Source organism: Rhizobium sp. HT1-10 (assembly GCF_049472505.1).
Taxonomy (GTDB): domain Bacteria; phylum Pseudomonadota; class Alphaproteobacteria; order Rhizobiales; family Rhizobiaceae; genus Rhizobium.
The window spans coordinates 40,964-61,347 of the sequence record NZ_JBCEBQ010000001.1 but is presented as its reverse complement, the minus strand read 5'-3'; the positions used below and the strand labels follow the sequence as shown (position 1 = coordinate 61,347).

Sequence of the window (20,384 nt, the reverse complement as noted above, 5' to 3'; positions counted from 1 at the left end):
CTATCTCGTCTTTGCAACAAAGCGGATATCAGGCGGCCGTTTGCGCAATAAACAGCAGGCCATTGACCGGCAGGCCAGCATCGAGGCGGATGACGGTGCGCACCTCGGCCCGAATCGCAAAGCCGAAACGGGCGCAGACGTCGCACACATAGGCCGGCGTATGGGCATAGCGCAGCGAGCGGCCCAGCCGGAAGCCCGTCCCCTCGCCCGCATCCTCGACGGAAAAGGCAAAGACGGCACCGGGCGCCGAGAGCGGCTGCAGCAAGGCGAAGAGATTTTCCAGCGCGCCCAGATAGATCAGCACGTCGGAGGCGGTGACGAGGTCGGCGCGGTGCTCGTCCATGCCGGGACCGAACAGGCCGGAGCGTTCGGCAGGCCTGGAGAGATCGGCCACGGCGAGCAGGTCATAGGCCTGCTTTTCCGCCGCCTTGGCCAGCATGTTGGCCGACAGGTCGAAGCCCTCCAGCCGGTCGGTGCGGCTGCGGATTTCCGGGCCGAGCAGGCCGGTGCCGCAGCCGAGATCGACAGCAAGCCGAAAATGCTGCGGCAGGCCAGGCGTTTCAGTGATCAGCGCCGCCAGCTTGCGCGGCACACTGTAGGCGAGCTTCTTGAGCAGCGCATGCTCGAAGCGCTCGGCATAGTCGTCGAACAGGCGCTCGACATAAAGACTGGAGGGATGGTCCGGGACGGCGGCGGAGCCGAGCGAGGCGAGCATCAGCGGCGCCCCGAAGAGATCGTCGCGGTCGAGCGGCAGGACGCGTTCGAAGGCGGCCGCAGCGCCTGCGACATTGCCGGCCTTTTCACGGTAGACGCCGAGGTTGAACCAGCCGGCCGCCCAGGCAGGCGCCCGCTCCAGCGCCTGTTCCATGAGCTCGGCGGCGCTGGCCGGCTCGCCGTTCTCGTCGAGCATTTTTGCGTAGTCGGCGCGCCGGTCGGCCGTGACATCTCCGGAAGAAAGCTGGCTCGGCAGCATGATGGGCAACCCCTGTTCGCCACAGGCTGTGGGCGCGGCCACAAAAAAACTCAAGTCCTATTTCAGGCAGGGATCGCAGCAGCGGTCCGAAACCGCTTGCGGGTCGCGATTGCCCGGCTTATTTCAGGGCGAACAGGAGAGATCAATGTCGGATCAGGTGAACAGGTTTCTCGGAGACTCGCTGGGGCGGACCATCGTCAAGCTCATCGTCGTGTCGCTGATCGTCGGCTTCGTGATGAAGATCTTCGGCTGGCGGCCGATGGATCTGATCGAAAATGTCCGCCATTTCATCCTCGATCTCTGGCATACGGGCTTTGCAGCCCTCGGCAGCATCGGCGACTACCTGATCCTCGGTGCCACCATCGTCATTCCGCTCTTCGTCCTCTTCCGCATCTTCAACTATCGCCGCTGATCATGACCCAGAACAATTCTCTCCTCACCCGGCGCAACGCCCTGCGCCTCGGCTTCGTTGCGCTGGCCGCCGGCGTCGCCAGCTGCGCCAGCAAGCCGCTGCCTGTCGCCTTGAACCTGCCCGGCGCCGACCAGACGGCGGCGGCGCTGCCGCTGGTCAATGCCCTGCGCGCCAAGCACGGCTTGCCGCCGCTTTCCATCGACCCGGCGGCCACCGACGCGGCGCTCTACCAGGCCAAGCGCATGGCGAACCTCAAGAAGATGGCCCATCTGATCGGCTTCGGCGACGATTTCGGCCGGCGCGTCAAGGCCAGCGGCGTCAAACTCCCGGCAGCGGAAAACATCGCCGAGGGCCAGCGTAGCGTCGACGCGGTGGTGCATGCCTGGATCAACTCGCCGCATCACCTCGAAAACATGCTCGGCCCCTATACCGGCCTCGGTGTCGCGGTCTCGCCGGGCTTCGGCCCCGGCCAGATGCCCTATTGGTCCATGGTTCTCTCGCGCATCTAACCACCCAGTCCTGAAGGCACGACGATGGATCGCACCGCGAACGGCACTCCCGGCCCTGCCTTTGCGGTCACGCACCGGCTGGTGCTGTCGATTGCGCTGCCGATGACCCTTGCCTTCATGACGACGCCGCTGCTGGGCTTGACCGATACAGCCGTCGTCGGCCAGCTTGGCCAGCCCGATGCCTTGGCAGGTCTGGCGATCGGCGCCGTTCTGTTCGACCTGATTTTCTCCAGTTTCAATTTCCTGCGCGCCTCGACAACCGGCCTGACGGCGCAGGCCTTCGGTCGCGGCGATGCCAAGGAGCAGCAGGCGATCTTCTGGAGAGCGCTGCTTTCGGCGCTGGCCTGCGGCTGCGTGCTGCTGTTGCTTTCACCGCTGCTGCTCTCCGCAGGCCTGGCGCTGATGGGGCCGGATGGGGGCGTCGCGGTTGCCACGCGCAGCTATTTCTCGATCCGCATGCTGGCGGGGCCGGCGGCGCTGGCCAACTACGCTATTCTCGGCTTCGTGCTCGGACGCGGCCAGGGCGGCATCGGGCTTTTCCTGCAGACGCTGATCAACGGCATCAACATCGTGCTGGCCCTAGCCCTGGGCCTCTGGCTCGGATGGGGTGTGGCGGGCGTCGCCTGGGGCACGATGATTGGCGAGACGGTCGGCACTTTTGCCGGCCTTTTGATCGTGCTGCGCGGCTTTGCCGGTCGCAACCGCCCTGCCCGCGCCGATATCCTGTCGCGGTCGAAACTCTTGCAGCTTTTCGCGCTCAACCGCGACATCCTCATCCGCACCTTCGTACTTTTGGCTGCCTTCACGCTGATGACGCGCATCGGCAGCTATTTCGGCGCGATCACGCTGGCGGCGAATGCGGTACTGATGAATTTCGTGCTGATCTCGGCCTTCTACCTCGACGGTCTCGCCAACGCCGCCGAGCAGATCACCGGACGGGCGATCGGCGCCGGCAGCCGGACGGCCTTCGATCGCGGGCTAAAGCTCACAATGCTGTGGTCCTTCGGCCTTGCCGCCATTGCCGCCCTTGTCTTCCTGGTCTTCGGAGCGGCGATCGTTGGCGTTTTGACCACGTCTGCCGAGGTGCGGACCGTGGCGCTGCAATATCTGCCCTATGCGGCCGTGACCGGGCTCACGGGTGCGCTGGCCTATCTGATGGATGGTGTTTTCATCGGCGCCACGTGGTCCGACGAGATGCGCAACCGTATGCTGCTCTCTTTCGTCTGCTACCTCGCGGCGCTCGCCGTCCTGGTCCCGCTGTTCGGCAACACCGGCCTGTGGCTCTCGATAAACGGCTTCCTACTGTTTCGGGGCGTCTTCCTGCTGACGCGCGTCAGGCCGAAGGCCGATCAGACCTTCCGGCTTGCCCAGTAAGAAACGCGGCTGTCGCGCAGTTCGCCGATCGATTTGACCTGTTCGCGGTCCAGCAGCTTCGACAGGCCGGCGACGATGCTGCCGGGAAGACCCGGACCGCCATAGACCATGCTGGAATAGAGCTGCACCAGATCGGCGCCGGCGCGGATTTTCTCCAGGGCTGTCTCGGCCGAAGAGACGCCGCCGACACCGATGATCGCCATCGACGGGCCGACCCGCTTGCGCATCCGGGCAAGCACCGCCGTGGACGGATCGAACAGCGGCTTGCCCGAGAGCCCGCCAGCCTCGCCGGCCTGGCGCGGGTCCTTCAACCCGTCGCGCGCCAACGTCGTGTTGGAGACGATCAGCCCGTCGAGACCGTGCACCAGCGCTTCGTCGGCGATGTCGTCCATGCCCTCCTCGGTCAGATCGGGAGCGATCTTCAGGAAGACCGGGACCCGCCTGTTGGCTTTCGCCGCTTCGCTGTCGCGGGCGCCAAGGACGGCTGTAAGCAGTGCGGCCAGGCTCTCGCGCGCCTGCAGGTCGCGCAGGCCGGGAGTGTTTGGCGACGAGATGTTGGCCGTGAAATAGCCGGCTACCGAATAGAAGCGGCGGATGCCGGCGACGTAGTCGGCAGTACGGTCGGCGCTGTCCTTGTTGGCGCCGAAATTGACGCCGATCATCCCGCGGGTGCGGATCGCTGCCAGCCTTGCATAAGCGGCATCATGGCCTTCGTTGTTGAAGCCGAGCCGGTTGATGACGGCTTCGTCCTCGACCAAGCGGAAAATTCGCGGACGCGGATTGCCGGGCTGCGGCTTGGGCGTCACGGTGCCGATTTCGGTAAAGCCGAAACCAAGCCTAAGCAAAGCCTCGGGCACCTCGGCGTTCTTGTCGTAACCGGCCGCCATGCCGAGCGGATTGGCGAAATCGAGGCCGGCCACCGTCTGGCGCAGGCGCGGATCGGCCGGCAGGCGACATGCCGGAACCACACCGGAGCGCAATGCCGCAATCGACATTCCATGCGCTGTTTCCGGATCGAACATGAAAAGACCGCGCCGCCCGACTGTCTTGAAGATATCGATCACGCCGACATCTCCGGAAATTGGTGCGTCCCGTCCTTGTCGATCGGTAGCGGTTTAGCCCAGAGCACCGATGTCATCGGGAGCAGCCCGTAGAGATGGGGAAAGAGCTCACCGCCTCGCGATGGCTCGTATTTCAGTCCGTCGCCGAGCGTATCGCTATCGATGGCGACCAGCAGCAGGTCCGCCTGGCCAGCGAAATAGAGCGCGGCCGTCTGTTTTACCTGCGCCGATGTCGAGAGGTGGATGTAGCCATCGGCCAGGTCGATCGACGCGCCGTGGAAAATGCCCTCCGCCTTCGCTTCCTCCCAGGCCATTTCCGGCACGATCTTGTAAATCAAGGGCATCTGAGGCGCCTCCGCGGCAAGTTTAATGTTCCCTAGCGCTTTGCCGAAAAGCAGGCGTCATGTCCACTGCCGTGCCAGTAATATTATCGGGAAGGGACTAAAGCGCACCGACAACTTTCGGCCGATTTTAGTCATGACAGGTGCAGACGCTCGCGCGCCGTCTGTACCTTAAGGAGACGGATTCGACGCGCGGTGCGGTGTCTTGTGCCAGTGGAAGGGATTGGTGCGTAGCTCTATGACGGCGCGCCAGGCTGCAACCGAGACCATCATCCAGTACAAAGGCACGGCAAGCCAGCGCCGACCGATACGTTTCTTCTCGGGCGCGATCATCGCGGCAGTGCCAAGCAGCAGAAAGATTGCGTAGCTGCCGAGAATGTTGATGGAATCGACGACGAACATCGCGCTGTCAAACAGCGACACGCTCTCAGTCGGCGCCTCCAGCATTGTCGCTATCGAATGTAGCAGGAAGAACATGACAAGCGGATGGGCGAGTGACGACAGCAGCATTCCGCCGATAAGCAGCTGAAACACGCAGAACGCCTTGAAGCCCATCTCCCTGCAAAGGCTGCGCGGCGCCCGCATCAGCACCAGCCAGGTTAGCAGCCATCCCTTGAACCAGCGCGTCCGCTGCCGCGACCAAACACCGATCGTGGTCGGCGCGTCCTCGATGGTCTGCCGTTCTATCACGTCGGAGCGATAGCCGAGGCGGTAAAGCCGCATGCCAAGATCGGCATCCTCCGTGACATTGAAAGGGTCCCACCCTCCCGATGAACGCAGGATGTCCGTGCGGAAATGATTGGATGTGCCGCCGAGCGGCAGCGGCATCCGGTGCCGCGCCAGCATCGGGAGGAGTGCCCGGAACAAGGCGGAATATTCCAACGCGAACAAAGCACTGATCCAGCTCTCCCCGCCGTTGCCGATCACCAGCGGCGCCTGCAGGCAGGCAATATCGGAGGACGCGCAGGAGAATTTTGCGTATGCCTCGCGCAACTGCTGGGGATGTGGGCGGTCCTCTGCGTCGTAGACCGCGACATATTGCCCACGGGCACCGGCGAGCGCGTAGCTCAGCGCTTTCGGCTTGGTGCGCGGGTGCATCGGCGGCACTTCGACGATTTCGAACTGCGGACCAAGGGTTTCGGCCCTGAGGGCCGCAATCGTCGCGACATCGTCGGCTTCGCAGACGAACTTGATGTCGAGCCTGGAGGCAGGCCAATCCAGCCGCTTCAAGGTCGCCACCAGTTGCCGCGCGACCTCCGCCTCGTGGTAGACAGCCACCATGACTGTGTAGACAGGACAGGGTCCACCCGGCGTAGCTGGCGCCCGAGGGCGCCGGCGGCGACGCTGCACGACTGCGTGGGCCCGCAGCAGCAGGGTTGCAAGATAGACCGTCGACAGCAGCACATGCAGTAGGTCTTGGGTCGTGGAACCGGAAGCGAGGCAGCCGACCAGCAAGCAGAGGCCGATGCCGGCATAAAAGCCCTGGCGTCCGTGAAACACGACACGGGCGCTGAGTTGCGGCTGGCTCTCGAACAACTTGCCCACGCTTTCGCGAACCCTACGATCAGCCCCGGCCCGCCAGGTGGCGGCGCGAATGGCTGAGGGCGTGGTTACCATCAGGCTGCGCCTGAGGCTGGGGTGGCGGTCAAGCAGATCATGGACCTCCTGCAGGCGGCCGATCTCGGGTGCAATGAGGGTCAGTGGCAGATGCAGCGGATGCTGGACCCTCGCCGTGGTGGGACGGAGCAACTGGCTGTCGAGCCCGGCCAGATCGACCATGCCGCCGTCCCGGATGGTGTCGGTAAATGGTAGCCGCAACTCGCGGGCAATGGCCCCGTAATAGGGTGCCTCCTGGAGAAATGTCCCGGCCAGCAGCTCTTGCTCGACCGACGTGCCGTTAAGGGCCGCGGCTGCCGCTGCCTTTTCCAGGGTGGGGCGGCCTATGCCAAGTCTGGCCAACGCCGCAACTTCCGACTGTAGGCGCCCAAAGATATAAGGAACGGCCGCGCTTGTAGAGAGAACTTCGCTTGTAAGGTCCACCGGAATTGGCGGCAGCACCTGCGGTCCCTTCAGTGGATATTCCCCCCAGCGCATCAAACTGATACATCCCTACCCGATAGAACCCGCAACGCTGAAAACGCCTGGATGATAATGATGCGCTGGCCTATTTCACCTCTCAGTATTCGGGGTTTTTACACGGCATGCGCGATTATTTTTTCCTCTTTGCACGTGCCTCCCGCTGCTGCAGCGGAACAGCCGGCATCCAGTCTGCCAATCCTGTTCGATGCACGTGAACGCCTGCCAAAGCCGGATCTGTCTTCGCTGGTGCGGCTTCGCTTCCTGACGGCGACCGATTTCCCGCCTTTCAACTTCCTTGATCAGGCTGGAAAGCTCGGCGGCTTCAATGTGGATCTCGCCCGGGAAATCTGCGCCGAGTTGGGCATCGCCGACAAATGCCAGATCCAAACCCTGCCCTTTGCCGATCTACAGCAGGCCCTCAGCACCTCACAGGGCGATGCCATTCTGGCCGGCATTGCTGTCACGCCGGCATTGAGGACGGAGTTTTCCTTTTCACGACCCTATCTGATGCTGCCGGCACGGTTCGTTCGCAACCTGAAGAACGATCCCGGCGGCACCACTGCCGCCGCCCCTGCCGGCAAGCGGGTCGGCGTCGTCAAGGACACCGCCCATGCCGCCATGCTGACGGCATTCTTCCCCGCCATCACGCCGGTGGCCTATAAGGACAGCGCGGCATTGCTGACCGCCGTCAAGACCGGAGCGATCGACGCCGGGTTTGGCGACGGATTGCAGCTGGCCTTCTGGACCGCGTCACCGGCTGCGGAAACATGCTGCGCCCTGTTTGACGGACCTTATATGTCAGAAAATTTCCTTGGTGAGGGCATGACCGTCATGCTCCGGCAACAGGACAGCGACCTGACGGCCGCCATCAACCACGCGCTGGCGTCGCTTTCGCGCAATGGCCGGCTGCAGGAAATCTATCGACGATACTTCCCGAACAGCCTGTATTAAGCCTTTTATCCGCTGATTGCGCCGCAGCCCGTTGCAGCACCATGCCGCACAAGGCAGCAGGCGCAGAACTCACGGATGCCGGTAGCGGGCGATGGCGCTGCGCTCGATGGCAGCGCAGGTGAGCTTGTCGAGATCCAAGCGATCACGCAGCAGCGCGAGGAGCCGGAGTTCCTCGGCCGTCACCGACAGATCAGCCGCAGCAACCTCGACGGCAACGGCATAGGCGGTATCGTAGAGGTGCTTCGGCAGGGTGTCGCGCACGGTCTCAAGCACAATATCGAGCCCCTCGGCGCCCGCAAGGAGTGTGGCGCAATCGCGCGCGACGGTGATCAGCCGCTCCTCGTCAAAGCCCTTGAAAACCGGCAGCGCATGGATCAACTCGCCGATCCGGCCCAGCTCCCGATCGTTCATCTTCCGGTCGACGGCCGATGCCATCACCATGACATAGATCATGGCTTCCTGAGCGGAAAGCGGTGTCTTCATAACAGGATGTCTCTCTTGCTGTTCAAAGTGTGGGTTCCCGGAGAGTGGGTGGTCGCTTCGACGATGACAAGGGCAAAGATCGCATTCGGGGCGGCACATAGCCCAAGCCGACATCAGATCGGGTTGAGCGGATCCTCCTTCGGCGGCTCCGGGGCCAGCGTCGACTGGTGCCTCTTGCGTGGATCGTTGCCATAGACACCGCGACCGGCCTTGCGCGCTTCCTCGGCAGCTGCAGTCAAGGGCGAACCGCTTGCCACCTCGGCCCAGCCATTGCGCGCCAGCCAATCGGCAATGCTCAGCTTGGCAAAGCGGCATTCGGCGGTGATCGATCCTTTCCAGGCCGGGTCCGAGACGTCGCAGGTGATGGTGCGGCCAAGCAGAAACGAGCGCAGAGCCGTGCGTGCCAGGGTTCCGCAGGGCCATTCCTTGCCGTCTGTTCCGGTGCAGGTGCGCTGCGGATCGGTGGGGACGATGCCCGCCAGTTGCACGCTTCTGCCGCCCACGGTGAGGACCCCGGCACGCTCGGCGAAGGGACGCGACAGATCCACAGGCTTGAGAGTACCGTTTGGCTCGGCCTCGCCTGTGGCTCCTTCATCCGGCTTTTCCGGCTGCGGCGCCAGCGCGGCAGATTGAACGGGGCCCGGCTTGGTCTCGGGCGGCGACGGTTGGATCGACTTGTCCTCCTCCGCTCCGTCCTTTCCAGCCCTCTCCTTCTCGGCCTTGTCCCCTACCGGCCGTGTCTCGGCACTGGCCAGCTTTTCGGCCTCCGGCGGCCGCGGTCTTGCCAGCGGCGTGGGCACGGTCGATGCAAGCGGTATGGACGAAGGGGCCGAGGACACAGGCGGCGCCATCCGTTCGGACAGGCTGCGGCTCTCGGCATCAGTGGCCGGCGCCGTGACTGAGGCGACGGGGCCAGACGGTGTCGTTATCGAAGCCGATGGCTGGGGCACTTCATCTCTGTCCGTACGACCGGTCACGGTGATGGGGGCCGTTGGCGGTGCGATCGCGACCGGGGGTGGCGAAGCCACTAGGGGTGGCGAAGCTGGGGTACCGACGCCTGTTGGCTCAGGCTTCGACGCCGCGGCTTGCGGAGGTACGACAGGCACAGCGACCGATGGCGGCGGAGGTGATGCAACTGCCGCAACGGGCGGCGTGGCTTCTGGGGCCGCCGGGGCCGGTGGCAAAGGATTGGAAGACGGGGCTGAAGGGGTCTCTGCTGGCGACCCAGCGGTAACCGTGGGCGCAGCGGCCGAGGTCGCGGGCGCAACAGGCGCATTGCTTCCCTGCGATGGCTGCTCGACCACAGCCGCCGCTGGGCCTGGCGATGCGGGCTCCGAGGATGCCGGCGCTGACGAGACGGGGGGAGCTGATACCGGTGGCCCGGAGGGGGCCGGCGCTGCTGCTGGAAAATTGGGCGTCGTCGGCGCCGCGGTCGCTGCGGCCACTTGTGCCTCCGGCTTTGCGGGCGTTTGGTCGACATTTGCGACCCGCACGGGCGGATCGCCGAAGGTGATGTGCGGCTGCAGGTTCATGGCCGTCAGCCCGACATAGACCAGCACCAGAACGGCAACGGCGCCGGTGACGCCGGTCAGAAGAGTGGGGGAACGCATCACAACACTTCCTATTGGCTCGCCCAGATAATCCGCGCCATCCACTCCACGTCGACAAGCTCGATGCTGCGGTTGGGATGGGCCGGATTGAGCGACAGCAATTCGATCGACTTCGGGCTCTGACGCAGCAGCACCTTGGCCATGACTTCGCCTTCACGCGTCTTGACCACCACCCGGTCATTGCGCCTGACCTGGGCACCGGGCTCGACGATCAGGACGTCGCCGTCGCGATAAAGCGGCATCATGCTGTCGCCTTGCACTTCCAGCGCATAGACCCCCGCCTTCTGCGCCGGCAACTCGACGACATCCCAGCCCTGCCCCGCCGGAAAACCGCCGTCGTCAAAGAAGCCGCCGGCGCCGGCTTGCGCGAAACCCAGCAGAGGGATCGAGCCTGCCTGCGGCGGAAAGGCGCCGTCCGGCATGCCGAGCGGCGTCGAGCCGGGACGCAGCAGACCCATGAACTGCTCGACGCTGGCGCCGGTCGCCTCCAGCACCTTGGCGATCGATTCCGTCGACGGCCAGCGCTGCCGGCCATCGGCGCTCAGCCGCTTGGATTTGTTGAAGGATGTGGGGTCGAGGCCAGCACGCCGGGCAAGGCCCGACGGCGTCAGGTCGTGCCTTTCGGCAAGCCCGTCGATCGCACTCCAGATCTGATCGTGTGACAGCGTCATCGCTTCGCCCTTGGATCCGGGCGTCCTATCCCTATCCGGGAAGGAGATTATCCGAGGCGTTAACATTCGTAAAGATGGAATGAGGAATAAAATCCTTTGTCCAGGCAATTTCCTGTGCCTCGGGCCGCTCCCTCGCCGAGGAGACAAAGATAACCCTCCAGCCGCTGGGTTCCACGAACACGTCCAGACGGGACGTTGCGCTGAAGACGCATCCCGATCTTGCCGGCGCTGTTCGTGCAGCACTGCACATTGCTTCGGTCTGCAAGTTTTACTGGAGCGGGTCCACTGGAACCGTGTCCAAGAGGCGTCCGTGATTTCCAGAGGTTGAAAATGGCCGGGAGAACCAGCAACCGCACCCTATCTATCCATGTGTGGGGCGCTATATGCACGAAAAAAATTCCGATACAGGCGCAGTTCTGAATATCGGATGGAAACCTCGGTCCAGGGAGATGGAAGAGAATGAAACTTAGAATTTTGACTGGCGTCGCATTGGCCTCGTGCGTCGCATTCGCTTCGGCAGCGCGCGCTGACATAACGATCGGCCTGGTGGCACCGCTCACCGGCCCGGTTGCCGCCTATGGCGATCAGGTGAAGAACGGCGCCGGAACCGCCGTCGAGGAGATCAACAAGAACGGCGGCATCCTCGGCCAGAAGGTCATCCTGAAGGCTGCCGACGACGCGGGTGAGCCGAAGCAAGGCGTCTCCGCGGCAAACCAGCTGGTGGGTCAAGGAATTCGCTTTGTCGTCGGTCCCGTCACCTCAGGCGTCGCAATCCCGGCGTCCGACGTCTTCGCCGAGAACGGCGTCTTGATGATCACGCCTACCGCGACCGTTCCGGATCTGACGAAGCGTGGCCTGACAAATGTGCTTCGGACCTGCGGCCGCGACGATCAGCAGGCCGAAGTCGCTGCCAAGTATGTCCTCAAAAACTTCCCAGGCAAACGGATCGCGATCATCAATGACAAGGGAACCTACGGCAAGGGTCTCGCCGAGGCGTTCAAGGCGACCCTGAATGCAGCGGGCACCAAGGAAGTCATGGACGACGCTCTTACTCCGGGCGACAAGGATTTCTCCGCTCTCACCACCCGCCTCAAATCCGAGCGGGCCGACGTCATCTATTTCGGCGGCTACCATCCTGAGGGTGGCCTGTTGGTGCGACAACTCGCCGATCTGTCGGTCAAGGCGACGCTCATTGGGGGCGACGGCCTGTCGAACTCCGAATTCTGGAACATCGGGACCAACGTAGCGCAGGGAACGCTGTTCACCAACGCATCCGATGCCACCAAGAGCCCCGATTCCAAAGCTGCTGCCGATGCGCTGAAAGCCAGGAACATTCCGGCCGAGGCGTTTACGCTCAATGCCTACGCTGCAGTCCAGGTGCTGAAGGCAGGCATAGAGAAGGCAGGCAGCGCCGATGACGCTGAGGCAGTTGCCAAGGCGCTGAAGACCGGAGAGCCTATCGTCACCGCAATCGGTAGCGTGACCTATGGCGAGACCGGAGACCTGACATCGCAGAGTTTCGAACTCTACAAGTGGAACGACGGCAAGATCGTGCCGGCTGAATAGGTCAGCCTGTCCGTCATGTTTCAGGTCCTGATCGCCACCGGATGAAAATTCGGTGGCGATCGTCGTAAATCGACAGCCGGAAACTGGTGCTGAAATGGCGTGAAGGGGCTACTTGTAGCTCGCTGCTGAAACTGGAGCGGGTGAAGAAATTTGCAACGGATCCATAAATTTTCCCGCTTAAAGGCTCAAATTGACGAGCCTTATTTCTATTTCTTTTGAAACGGCCAGGGAGCTGATCGTTAGCTGGTCTGCTGGTGCGGCCATCCAAATCTTTGACGCGGTAATTCACGAGCACCATTTTAGTTTGGCGAGAGAATTTAATCTCACCCTTTTTTTTTATAACAGCGTCGAAACGTTGAAATTGCATTCGAACACCGGCAAGGGGCCAATTTCACACGAAATCGCACGCCCTGAAAGCCGCTACCCGTTCACAAGAAACGAAGCCTTTGACCGAGCGCGACCTTAATATTTCTCGAGGTTTGGCGGCGAGCATCGTGTACCATATGAAAGGGTTGTGAACTCCGGCTCCCTAACGCCATCCCTGGGATTTTTCATGTTCGCAGACTGCAGCCTGGGAAGCTGTTAACAATTCATTGACGCAACCTTGCAGTAACGCCATTCTGGTCGCGAGTATATTGGGCAAATTCGGCGGATTGTGAAAATCGTCACCGCGTTCCTTGTTCATCCCTAGGTTCTCGCCGCCGCCGAATATCACGAAACCATTGCTGGTGATGTTGATGGTGCCAGCGTCCAGAGCAGCTTTGTGAGCGATGATGTCGCGTGTAGACCAGCCTCTCTCATCCCCTATCACGAAAGAGAAGTCAGGTAGGTACTTTTGCAAAATAGGATCGAGCGCTGCGGAGACAGCCTTGGGACGAGACTTCAGGATATTCTTCGCGAATTTATTGAACGAATGCTGACATTCTTTGAAATATGTCGACAAGCCGTAGGACAGATATTCTAGGGCCCTACGGTACGCCATCACGAATGACCTGTATTCGAAATCGATCTTTGCTGTATTACCCAGGGACATTGTCGACCCGGGAGTCATTTGACTTGAAATGCCGCTTTGCGAAAGCGCTTCGCGTAAGCGAGCGTCCATATCGCTGATCAATTCGAGCCTGTAATAGCACTCTGCCATGGCGCGCCCACAATATTCCACGCCATTGGCAAATCTTCCGTATTTTTCGATTTCGTCGGTTTCCGATGAGCGCCATTGCTCGATGAAATAAGGTCTCGTATTGAGCCACATTAGAAATCCGACGAATGGCGCTCGCTGATCTGTGTTCATCTCATGACCTGAGATCTCGTTGATGGCGCGCATCGTATCGACCACCTTGTCTCCGAGAAACGGACGCAAAAAATCAAGGTCTTGGGAAGAAGTAGTTGAACCGTCCTCCGGCATGAGCTTCCCTCTCTATTGCAACAAGCATCTTCAGATTGCGCAGTCTCAACAAAAAATCATCTACTACGATTATTGGCAAGCGAATTGAGTCGCCGGCATGGACCTGAGAACGATGGGATGGCAACACGCCATGCGGAGGCGACGGATTGACCGTGGTAGTAAAGTCGCTGAAGCTCGCAACGAGAACCACGAGCAACACCACTTTTCTTTAAGTCGTTGCTGAAACTGGAGCGGGTGAAGGGAATCGAACCCTCGTATTCAGCTTGGGAAGCTGCTGCTCTACCATTGAGCTACACCCGCGCAGCGGCAAGCCTTCCAACAGTTCGGGCGGGCTGTCAAGACGCAACGCTCAGTCCGCGCTGCCTTCTAAAGCCGGAAATGCTTGGAGAGTTTCAGGCCTTGCGCCTGGTAGTTCGAGCCGGCGCTGGTGCCGTAGAGGCTGGCGGGGAGTTCGAGCATGTGCTCGTAGACGAGGCGGCCGACGACCTGGCCGTCCTCGAGGATGAACGGCACCTCGTGGCTGCGGACCTCGAGCACCGCCCGGCTGCCGCGACCGCCGGCCGGCGCATGGCCGAAGCCGGGGTCGAAGAAGCCGGCGTAGTGAACGCGGAATTCGCCGACCAGCGGGTCGTAGGGGGTCATCTCGGCGGCATAGTCGGGCGGCACGTGCACGGCCTCGCGCGAGACGAGGATGTAGAACTCGTCGGGGTCGAGGATGAGTTCGGTGCGGCCGCGGCTGTAGAGAGGCTCCCAGAAATCGAAGATGTCGTGCTGGGCCTTCTTGTCGACGTCGACCACGGCCGTGTGGTGCTTGCCGCGATAGCCGATCAGGCCGTCTCGGTCGCCGGTGAGGTCGATCGACAGGGCGATGCCGCCGCCGGTGACGTTCGGCTTCTTGCTGGCGACCAGCGTCTCGGTCTCGTGCAGCGCCAGCAATTCCGGCTCGGAGAGCATCGCATGGCCGATGCGGAAGCGGATCTGCGACAGGCGCGAGCCGCGACGCACGACGATCGGGAAGGTCCGCGGCGAGATTTCCAGATAGAGCGGACCGGAATAGCCCGCAGGAATCTTGTCGAACTCCTGGGCGTAATCGGTGATGACGCGGGTGAAGATGTCGAGACGGCCGGTCGAGCTCTTCGGATTGGCCGAGGCCGACATGTCCTGCGGCAGGTCGAGACGCTCCATCAGTGGCACGATGTAGACGCAGCCTGTCTCGAGCACGGCGCTTTCGGTCAGGTCGATGACGTGCAGGCTCAGGCGGTCGAGCTTGTCGGAGACGAGGTTCTTCGGACCCGGCATGAAGCTGGCGCGGACGCGAAAGGCCTTGGCCCCGAGCCTGAGGTCAAGACTGGCCGGCTGGATCTGATCGAAATCGAGATCCCTTTCCGTCGTCAGCCGGCCCTGATCGAAGAGGGCGGCAATGGCGCGATCCGCCAAGATTCCAGTGTCGCGAGCCATCTGCTCAATCCTTGTTTTGTCGCAGACAAAACCATATACGGGCCTTGTTTTGCCGCAGACAAAACCAAATGCAGGGAATTGACGCAAGCGGCCAACGGCAGTATTGCAGTCTTATCCCGTGGTGATTTGGCCGGTCGGCTTGCAGCCACGTTAAATAAGTAGCTAAAAAGGCCGGGTTGAAAACCGGTCTGCTTGTGCGACCGGTTTTTTTGTATCACGAAGGTGGTGATGGCATGACCAAGACTTGGCGCCCCGCAACGCAACTCGTTCACGGCGGCACGCTGCGCTCGCAGTTCGGCGAGACATCCGAAGCAATCTATCTGACACAGGGTTTTGTCTACGACAGCTCGGAAGCGGCCGAAGCCCGCTTCAAGGGCGAAACCGAGGGCTTTATCTACGCCCGCTACGGCAGCCCGACCAACGACATGTTCGAAAAGCGCATGTGCATGCTGGAAGGCGCCGAAGAGGCACGCTCGACCGCCTCGGGCATGGCTGCGGTGTCCGCCGCCATTCTCTGCCAGGTCAAGGCCGGCGACCATATCGTTGCCGCCCGCGCCCTGTTCGGTTCCTGCCGCTGGGTCGTCGAAACGCTGGCGCCGCGCTATGGCATCGAATGCACGCTGGTCGACGGTCGCGATCTGGCCAATTGGGAAAAGGCCATCCGGCCGAACACCAAGGTGTTCTTCCTGGAAAGCCCGACAAACCCGACGCTCGAAGTGGTCGACATTGCCGGCGTTGCCAGGCTTGCCAACCAGATCGGCGCCAAGCTCGTCGTCGACAACGTCTTTGCGACACCGCTCTTCCAGAAGCCGCTCGAACTCGGCGCCCATATCGTCGTCTACTCGGCCACCAAGCATATCGACGGCCAGGGCCGCTCGCTCGGCGGCGTCGTGCTGTCGGACAAGGAATGGGTCGACGAGCACCTGCAGGACTATTACCGCCACACAGGCCCCGCCATGTCGCCCTTTACCGCCTGGACGCTGCTCAAGGGCATCGAGACCCTGCCGCTGCGCGTCAAGCAGCAGACCGAAAATGCCAGCCGTATCGCCGACTTCCTGGCCGACCAGGGCAAGGTCGCCAAGGTCATCTATCCCGGCCGCAAGGACCATCCGCAGGCCGATATCATCGCCAAGCAGATGACCGGCGGCTCGACGCTGGTCTGCATGGAGCTGAAGGGCGGCAAGGAAGCGGCGTTTGCGCTGCAGAACGCGCTCGAGATCGTGAAGATCTCCAACAATCTCGGCGATTCCAAGAGCCTGATCACCCATCCGGCAACCACCACCCACAAGAACCTGACCGACGAGGCCCGCGCCGAGCTCGGCATCTCGCCGGGCACGGTGCGTTTCTCGGCCGGCATCGAGGACACCGACGACCTGATCGAGGATTTTGCCAAGGCGCTGGCGAAAGTCTCGGCCTGATCGCATGTCTTGCAGCGCTGCCCGGCTAGGCCGGGCAGTGCGTTCCGGCATTACTCCGTCAGCAATTAACTGAAGATATTACCCTTAATATTCAAAAGGCCGCATCAGCCTTCCCATTTGGACACATATTCGCCTTCAATTCCTTGACCAAGGTTGAAGCCTATAGGATATCGTAACCAAATTCATTGAAGGTGGCTGGGATGTACCGCGCCCTTACACGAGATATCGAAGTCATCGTCGAGCCGTTCTATCTGGAGGAGCAATCCGACCCGGAAGACAGCCGCTATGTCTGGGGTTACCGGATCGTCATTTCCAACCACTCGACGACTGCGGTGCGGCTGATCACGCGCTACTGGCATATCACCGACCAGAACGGACAGGTCGATGAAGTCACCGGTCCCGGCGTCGTCGGAGAACAGCCGCAGCTCAACCCCGGCGACACCTATGAATACTCGTCAGGCTGCCCGCTCGACACGCCCTCGGGCATGATGTTCGGCCATTACTCGATGGAGAACGACGAGGGCGAGACGTTCGAGGTCGACATCCCGGCCTTCTCGCTGGATTCGCCCGGCCTGATGCGGACGTTGAACTGACGCCGCCAGGCGGCGACGTCAGCGGCCTCAGGACTTGACCAGGATTTCCGCCGCCTCGTAGCGGTAGGTTGTCGAACAGAATTCGCAGGTCACCGAAATCAACCCGTCTTCCTCGCTCTCTGCCATTTCCTCGGCGGAGAACCCCTGCAGCACGCCCTTGATCTTGTCGCGTGAACAGCTGCACCGGTCAAAGACCGCCTGTGGCGCATAAACCCGCGCACCGCGTTCGTGGAACAGCCGGTAGAGCAGCCGCTCGGTGCCAACAAGGGGATCGGTCAGCTCGTCGGCATCTACGGTCTCCAGCAACGACCGGGCTTCGGCCCAGGCATCGTCGTCGGTGTGGTCGACGGCGTTCTCGTCGCCATCGCCGCCATGCAGGTCCGGCAGGCGCATGCGCTCGGGTGCATCGGGCAGGAACTGGGCGATGACACCGCCGGCCCGCCAGCGATGGCGCGGCTTGCCGGCCTCGTCGCGGTCGAACAGTTCGGCAGCACCCAGGCGCACGCGGGTCGGGATCTGTTCCGACTGACGGAAATAGACGCCGGCGATATCTTCCAGCGACGAGCCGTCGAGCGGCACGATGCCCTGGTAGGGCTGCGAATATTGCCCCTGGTCGATGGTGAACGCGAGGATGCCCTTGCCGAGCAGCTGCTCCGGTTCGGTCTGGCCAGCCTTGACCGCTGCGGCCAGTGCCTCCTCATCGTAGCGGGCATAGGCGCGGACATTTTCAGGCGTCGAGAAATCGGCCACCAGCAGGTCGACAGGTCCGTCGCCCTTGGTCTGCACGGTGAACTTGCCCTCGAACTTCAGCGACGTGCCGAGCAGCACCGTCAGCACGATGGTTTCGGCGAGCAGCCTTGCAACCGGTGCCGGATAATGATGGCGCTCGAGGATGCTGTCGAGCATCGGGCCGAGCTGGACGGCACGGCCGCGCACATCCAGGCTCTCCACCTGGAACGGCACGACATGATCGTCGCCGGCATAACCGAACTCTCCCAGCGCTGCTGCACTGTCTGCCATGGGTCTACTCCTTGCTGCCGGGCGGGTCGCGCCACGGCAGCCACCGTTTGCAACGGCGGCTTGGTTGATCTCAGATCGCGCCCAGGCACCACGCAAGAATGGACTTCTGCGCATGGAGACGGTTTTCCGCCTCGTCGAACACAACGGATTGCGGGCCGTCGATCACTTCATCCGTCACCTCCTCGCCGCGATGGGCAGGCAGGCAATGCATGAACAACGCATCCTTGCTGGCCTCTGCCATCAGAGCGGCATTGACCTGGTAGGGCTGGAAGACGTTGTGACCACGGGCCCGGTGCTCCTGGTTCATGGAAACCCAGGTATCGGTCACCACGCAATCGGCGCCATTAACCGCACGTTCGGCTTCATGGGTGAGCATGACTTCGGCGCCCTGATTGCGGGCCCAGTTCAAATAGTGATCGCTCGGCTCCGAACCAAGGGGCACCGCCATATTCATGCGATAGCCGAACCGGGCCGAGCCCTCGATCAGCGAATGCAGCACGTTGTTGCCATCGCCCGTCCAGGCGACCGTCTTGCCCTTGATCGGGCCGCGGTGCTCCTCGAAGGTCATGATGTCGGCCATGACCTGGCAGGGATGGGTATCGTCCGTGAGCGCGTTGATGACAGGCACGGTGGCGTGCTCGGCCATTTCAAGCATGCGCGAATGCTGGGTCGTGCGGATCATGATGGCGTCGACGTAGCGCGACAGCACCTTGGCGGTGTCGCCGATGGTCTCGGCCCGGCCGAGCTGCATTTCGGTGCCTGACAGAAACAGCGTTTCGCCGCCGAGCTGGCGCATGCCGACGTCGAACGAGACGCGGGTGCGGGTCGAGGGTTTTTCGAAGATCATCGCCAGCATCTTGCCTTCCAGCGGGCGGCCGGCAGTGCCGTCCTTGGTCGCCTTCTTGCGGAGGATGGCATCGTCGAGAATGCTGCGCAGATCGCCTGCCGGGACAGCCGAGAGATCGAGGAAGTGTTTCGGGGAAGCCATGTCTACCTGTGCTCCAAAAATGAAAACGCCCGTGGCGGGCACGAAGCCCAGAAGCCACGGACGCAGAAATCAAGCCGATTTGCGGGATGTCCGGGCGCGCAGCGCTTCGGCGGCACGCTCGACGCGGGCCAGACCCTCGCGGGCGTCCTCGGCGGTGGCGATCAGCGGCGGCAGCAGGCGGATGACGTTGTCGCCAGCCGGAACGCCGAGCAGGTGCTCGGCCCGGATCGCCTGCAGCAGCTCGGCCGCCGGGATGGCCGCCTTGATGCCGAGCAGCAGGCCTTGGCCGCGCACCTCTTCGATGATGTCAGGGTAGCGGTCCTTGAGCGATGCCAGGCCCTGGCGGAAGACCAGGGAGACATCGTTGACATGCTGCAGGAAGCCCTCAGCCAGGATCACGTCCAGCACCGCGCCACCGACGGCCATGGCCAGCGGATTGCCGCCATAGGTCGAGCCATGGGTGCCGGCCTTCATGCCGGAAGCGGCTTCTGCGGTTGCAAGGCAGGCGCCGAGCGGAAAACCGCCGCCGATGCCCTTGGCGACGGCCATGATATCAGGCGTGATGCCCGACCATTCATGCGAAAAGAACTTGCCGGAGCGGCCGACGCCCGACTGCACCTCGTCGAGGATCAGCAGCAGCCCGTGCTCGTCGCAGAGTTCGCGGAGGGCCACCATGAATTCCTTGGCGACCGGGCGGACACCGCCCTCGCCCTGCACCGGTTCGATCAGGATGCCTGCCGTGGCCTCGATAATGGCAGCCTTGACCGCTTCGAGATCGCCGAACGGCACCTGGTCGAAGCCGGGGGCCTTCGGGCCGAAGCCCTCGAGATATTTTTCCTGGCCGCCGGCAGCGATGGTCGCCAGGGTCCGGCCGTGGAAGGCACCCTCGAAGGTGATGATGTGGAATTTTTCCGGATGGCCCTTGGAAAACTGGTAGCGGCGGGCCGTCTTGATGGCGCATTCTAGCGCTTCCGCACCGGAGTTGGTGAAGAACACCTTGTCGGCGAAGGTCGCGTCGGTCAGCCGCTTGGCAAGCATTTCCTGGCCGGGAACCTCATAGAGGTTCGACAGATGCCAGACCTTGTCGGCCTGCGCCTTCAGCGCACCCACCAGATGCGGATGGCCATGGCCGAGCGAGGAAACGGCAACGCCAGCCCCGAAATCGAGATATCGTTCGCCGGTTTCCGTGATCAGCCATACGCCCTCGCCTCGCTCGAACCTGAGGGGTGCGCGCATGTAGGTGTCATAGAGTGGCGCGGCTTCAGCCATGGCGCTATTCCTTCGATCGATCAGGACGTGACGGCTGCAGTTCCGCAAAGCCGCCGTCGGCAATGAAAAATGCCGCCTTGCGGCGGCCGGGGCACTATTGTCGTTTCGCAGAACGATGTCAACAAACGGGGGATTGGTCAACGAATAGTTGATTTTAGCCTTGCGGAAAATGGCGTTTCATGTGGTCTTCGAGACTGTAATAA

21 protein-coding genes, 1 tRNA gene and 1 riboswitch are annotated in these 20,384 nt (G+C 62.3%); of the genes, 8 read left to right on the top strand and 14 right to left on the bottom strand.

Annotated features, from left to right (window positions below; translation table 11 throughout):
* Positions 1-28: 28 nt before the first annotated feature.
* Positions 29-973 carry a class I SAM-dependent DNA methyltransferase gene (locus VH564_RS00300; RefSeq protein WP_423338691.1) on the bottom strand — a complete coding sequence of 315 codons (945 nt, stop codon included), beginning with the start codon at positions 971-973 and terminating at the stop codon, positions 29-31.
* A 145-nt stretch (positions 974-1,118) separates the two neighbouring features.
* Between VH564_RS00300 and VH564_RS00295 the strand changes: the two genes are divergently transcribed.
* The 3 genes from VH564_RS00295 to VH564_RS00285 are packed head-to-tail and all read left to right on the top strand — an operon-like array spanning position 1,119 to position 3,268.
* A complete protein-coding gene (locus VH564_RS00295) occupies positions 1,119-1,385 on the top strand; it encodes a DUF6460 domain-containing protein (RefSeq protein WP_423337841.1) in 267 nt (88 codons plus the stop codon).
* Positions 1,386-1,387: 2 nt separating this feature from the next.
* Positions 1,388-1,894 (top strand): CAP domain-containing protein, encoded by a 507-nt coding sequence (locus VH564_RS00290; RefSeq protein WP_423337840.1) that lies wholly within the window; start codon positions 1,388-1,390, stop codon positions 1,892-1,894.
* Positions 1,895-1,918: 24 nt separating this feature from the next.
* Complete coding sequence (locus VH564_RS00285) at positions 1,919-3,268, top strand: MATE family efflux transporter (protein WP_423337839.1); 1,350 nt, start codon at positions 1,919-1,921, stop codon at positions 3,266-3,268.
* On the opposite strand, the gene VH564_RS00280 is transcribed toward VH564_RS00285, so the two are convergent.
* The 3 genes from VH564_RS00280 to VH564_RS00270 all read right to left on the bottom strand — a co-directional run bounded on the left by VH564_RS00280 (position 3,244) and on the right by VH564_RS00270 (position 6,764).
* The gene (locus VH564_RS00280) at positions 3,244-4,332 is read right to left on the bottom strand and encodes a quinone-dependent dihydroorotate dehydrogenase (RefSeq protein ID WP_423337838.1); all 1,089 of its coding nucleotides are present in this window, start codon (positions 4,330-4,332) and stop codon (positions 3,244-3,246) included. The genes VH564_RS00285 and VH564_RS00280 overlap by 25 nt on opposite strands.
* Positions 4,329-4,673 carry a DUF952 domain-containing protein gene (locus VH564_RS00275; RefSeq protein ID WP_423337837.1) on the bottom strand — a complete coding sequence of 115 codons (345 nt, stop codon included), beginning with the start codon at positions 4,671-4,673 and terminating at the stop codon, positions 4,329-4,331. The genes VH564_RS00280 and VH564_RS00275 overlap by 4 nt, the downstream gene beginning before the upstream one ends.
* A 168-nt stretch (positions 4,674-4,841) precedes the next feature.
* On the bottom strand, positions 4,842-6,764 hold the full coding sequence (locus tag VH564_RS00270; protein ID WP_423337836.1) for a glycosyltransferase family 2 protein: 1,923 nt from the start codon (positions 6,762-6,764) through the stop codon (positions 4,842-4,844).
* Positions 6,765-6,821: 57 nt separating this feature from the next.
* On the opposite strand from VH564_RS00270, the gene VH564_RS00265 reads away from it, so the two are divergent.
* Complete coding sequence (locus VH564_RS00265; RefSeq protein WP_423337835.1) at positions 6,822-7,700, top strand: transporter substrate-binding domain-containing protein; 879 nt, start codon at positions 6,822-6,824, stop codon at positions 7,698-7,700.
* A 69-nt stretch (positions 7,701-7,769) separates the two neighbouring features.
* Here VH564_RS00265 and VH564_RS00260 read toward each other — a convergent pair whose 3' ends face one another.
* Both VH564_RS00260 and VH564_RS00255 read right to left on the bottom strand, forming a co-directional pair.
* The gene (locus VH564_RS00260) at positions 7,770-8,183 is read right to left on the bottom strand and encodes a tellurite resistance TerB family protein (RefSeq protein ID WP_423337834.1); all 414 of its coding nucleotides are present in this window, start codon (positions 8,181-8,183) and stop codon (positions 7,770-7,772) included.
* Between the two features lie 113 nt (positions 8,184-8,296).
* On the bottom strand, positions 8,297-9,022 hold the full coding sequence (locus tag VH564_RS00255) for a thermonuclease family protein (RefSeq protein ID WP_423337833.1): 726 nt from the start codon (positions 9,020-9,022) through the stop codon (positions 8,297-8,299).
* On the opposite strand from VH564_RS00255, the gene VH564_RS00250 reads away from it, so the two are divergent.
* Entirely contained in the window at positions 9,000-9,734 is a 735-nt protein-coding gene (locus VH564_RS00250; protein ID WP_423337832.1) for a hypothetical protein, read from the top strand. The two genes, VH564_RS00255 and VH564_RS00250, sit on opposite strands and share 23 nt — an antisense overlap.
* Positions 9,735-9,804: 70 nt before the next feature.
* On the opposite strand, the gene VH564_RS00245 is transcribed toward VH564_RS00250, so the two are convergent.
* A complete protein-coding gene (locus VH564_RS00245) occupies positions 9,805-10,464 on the bottom strand; it encodes a S24 family peptidase (protein ID WP_423337831.1) in 660 nt (219 codons plus the stop codon).
* Positions 10,465-10,923: 459 nt separating this feature from the next.
* Here VH564_RS00245 and VH564_RS00240 point away from each other — a divergent pair, with 459 nt between their 5' ends.
* Positions 10,924-12,030, top strand: coding sequence for a branched-chain amino acid ABC transporter substrate-binding protein (locus VH564_RS00240; protein WP_423337830.1), 1,107 nt, complete (start codon positions 10,924-10,926; stop codon positions 12,028-12,030).
* A gap of 13 nt (positions 12,031-12,043) precedes the next feature.
* Here the strand turns inward: VH564_RS00240 and VH564_RS00235 are convergent, their stop codons facing one another.
* The 4 genes from VH564_RS00235 to VH564_RS00220 all read right to left on the bottom strand — a co-directional run bounded on the left by VH564_RS00235 (position 12,044) and on the right by VH564_RS00220 (position 14,893).
* Complete coding sequence (locus VH564_RS00235) at positions 12,044-12,397, bottom strand: hypothetical protein (protein WP_423337829.1); 354 nt, start codon at positions 12,395-12,397, stop codon at positions 12,044-12,046.
* Between the two features lie 162 nt (positions 12,398-12,559).
* Positions 12,560-13,435 (bottom strand): hypothetical protein, encoded by an 876-nt coding sequence (locus VH564_RS00230; protein WP_423337828.1) that lies wholly within the window; start codon positions 13,433-13,435, stop codon positions 12,560-12,562.
* 226 nt (positions 13,436-13,661) lie between these two features.
* A tRNA-Gly gene (locus VH564_RS00225) sits at positions 13,662-13,735 on the bottom strand.
* 66 nt (positions 13,736-13,801) lie between these two features.
* Positions 13,802-14,893: a 2'-deoxycytidine 5'-triphosphate deaminase gene (locus VH564_RS00220; RefSeq protein ID WP_423337827.1), complete on the bottom strand. Its 1,092-nt coding sequence runs from the start codon at positions 14,891-14,893 to the stop codon at positions 13,802-13,804.
* A 108-nt stretch (positions 14,894-15,001) separates the two neighbouring features.
* Positions 15,002-15,080, top strand: a riboswitch (SAM riboswitch).
* A 46-nt stretch (positions 15,081-15,126) separates the two neighbouring features.
* Here VH564_RS00220 and VH564_RS00215 point away from each other — a divergent pair.
* Both VH564_RS00215 and apaG read left to right on the top strand, forming a co-directional pair.
* A complete protein-coding gene (locus VH564_RS00215; RefSeq protein WP_423337826.1) occupies positions 15,127-16,311 on the top strand; it encodes an O-succinylhomoserine sulfhydrylase in 1,185 nt (394 codons plus the stop codon).
* 200 nt (positions 16,312-16,511) lie between these two features.
* The gene (gene apaG / locus VH564_RS00210) at positions 16,512-16,904 is read left to right on the top strand and encodes a Co2+/Mg2+ efflux protein ApaG (protein ID WP_423337825.1); all 393 of its coding nucleotides are present in this window, start codon (positions 16,512-16,514) and stop codon (positions 16,902-16,904) included.
* Between the two features lie 27 nt (positions 16,905-16,931).
* Here apaG and VH564_RS00205 read toward each other — a convergent pair whose 3' ends face one another.
* The 3 genes from VH564_RS00205 to VH564_RS00195 all read right to left on the bottom strand — a co-directional run bounded on the left by VH564_RS00205 (position 16,932) and on the right by VH564_RS00195 (position 20,181).
* The gene (locus VH564_RS00205; RefSeq protein WP_423337824.1) at positions 16,932-17,924 is read right to left on the bottom strand and encodes an Hsp33 family molecular chaperone; all 993 of its coding nucleotides are present in this window, start codon (positions 17,922-17,924) and stop codon (positions 16,932-16,934) included.
* A 70-nt stretch (positions 17,925-17,994) separates the two neighbouring features.
* On the bottom strand, positions 17,995-18,912 hold the full coding sequence (gene argF, locus VH564_RS00200; protein ID WP_423337823.1) for an ornithine carbamoyltransferase: 918 nt from the start codon (positions 18,910-18,912) through the stop codon (positions 17,995-17,997).
* Between the two features lie 69 nt (positions 18,913-18,981).
* Entirely contained in the window at positions 18,982-20,181 is a 1,200-nt protein-coding gene (locus VH564_RS00195) for an aspartate aminotransferase family protein (RefSeq protein WP_423337822.1), read from the bottom strand.
* Positions 20,182-20,384 lie beyond the last annotated feature (203 nt).

Bases quoted from the DNA above. Each gene is read 5' to 3' on its own strand.
- VH564_RS00300 (WP_423338691.1), bottom strand. From the start codon at position 973: ATGCTGCCGAGCCAGCTTTCTTCCGGAGATGTCACGGCCGACCGGCGC.
- VH564_RS00295 (WP_423337841.1), top strand. From the start codon at position 1,119: ATGTCGGATCAGGTGAACAGGTTTCTCGGAGACTCGCTGGGGCGGACC.
- VH564_RS00290 (WP_423337840.1), top strand. From the start codon at position 1,388: ATGACCCAGAACAATTCTCTCCTCACCCGGCGCAACGCCCTGCGCCTC.
- VH564_RS00285 (WP_423337839.1), top strand. From the start codon at position 1,919: ATGGATCGCACCGCGAACGGCACTCCCGGCCCTGCCTTTGCGGTCACG.
- VH564_RS00275 (WP_423337837.1), bottom strand. From the start codon at position 4,673: ATGCCCTTGATTTACAAGATCGTGCCGGAAATGGCCTGGGAGGAAGCG.
- VH564_RS00270 (WP_423337836.1), bottom strand. From the start codon at position 6,764: ATGCGCTGGGGGGAATATCCACTGAAGGGACCGCAGGTGCTGCCGCCA.
- VH564_RS00265 (WP_423337835.1), top strand. From the start codon at position 6,822: ATGATGCGCTGGCCTATTTCACCTCTCAGTATTCGGGGTTTTTACACG.
- VH564_RS00260 (WP_423337834.1), bottom strand. From the start codon at position 8,183: ATGAAGACACCGCTTTCCGCTCAGGAAGCCATGATCTATGTCATGGTG.
- VH564_RS00250 (WP_423337832.1), top strand. From the start codon at position 9,000: ATGGACGAAGGGGCCGAGGACACAGGCGGCGCCATCCGTTCGGACAGG.
- VH564_RS00245 (WP_423337831.1), bottom strand. From the start codon at position 10,464: ATGACGCTGTCACACGATCAGATCTGGAGTGCGATCGACGGGCTTGCC.
- VH564_RS00240 (WP_423337830.1), top strand. From the start codon at position 10,924: ATGAAACTTAGAATTTTGACTGGCGTCGCATTGGCCTCGTGCGTCGCA.
- VH564_RS00235 (WP_423337829.1), bottom strand. From the start codon at position 12,397: ATGCAATTTCAACGTTTCGACGCTGTTATAAAAAAAAAGGGTGAGATT.
- VH564_RS00230 (WP_423337828.1), bottom strand. From the start codon at position 13,435: ATGCCGGAGGACGGTTCAACTACTTCTTCCCAAGACCTTGATTTTTTG.
- VH564_RS00220 (WP_423337827.1), bottom strand. From the start codon at position 14,893: ATGGCTCGCGACACTGGAATCTTGGCGGATCGCGCCATTGCCGCCCTC.
- VH564_RS00215 (WP_423337826.1), top strand. From the start codon at position 15,127: ATGACCAAGACTTGGCGCCCCGCAACGCAACTCGTTCACGGCGGCACG.
- apaG (WP_423337825.1), top strand. From the start codon at position 16,512: ATGTACCGCGCCCTTACACGAGATATCGAAGTCATCGTCGAGCCGTTC.
- VH564_RS00205 (WP_423337824.1), bottom strand. From the start codon at position 17,924: ATGGCAGACAGTGCAGCAGCGCTGGGAGAGTTCGGTTATGCCGGCGAC.
- argF (WP_423337823.1), bottom strand. From the start codon at position 18,912: ATGGCTTCCCCGAAACACTTCCTCGATCTCTCGGCTGTCCCGGCAGGC.
- VH564_RS00195 (WP_423337822.1), bottom strand. From the start codon at position 20,181: ATGGCTGAAGCCGCGCCACTCTATGACACCTACATGCGCGCACCCCTC.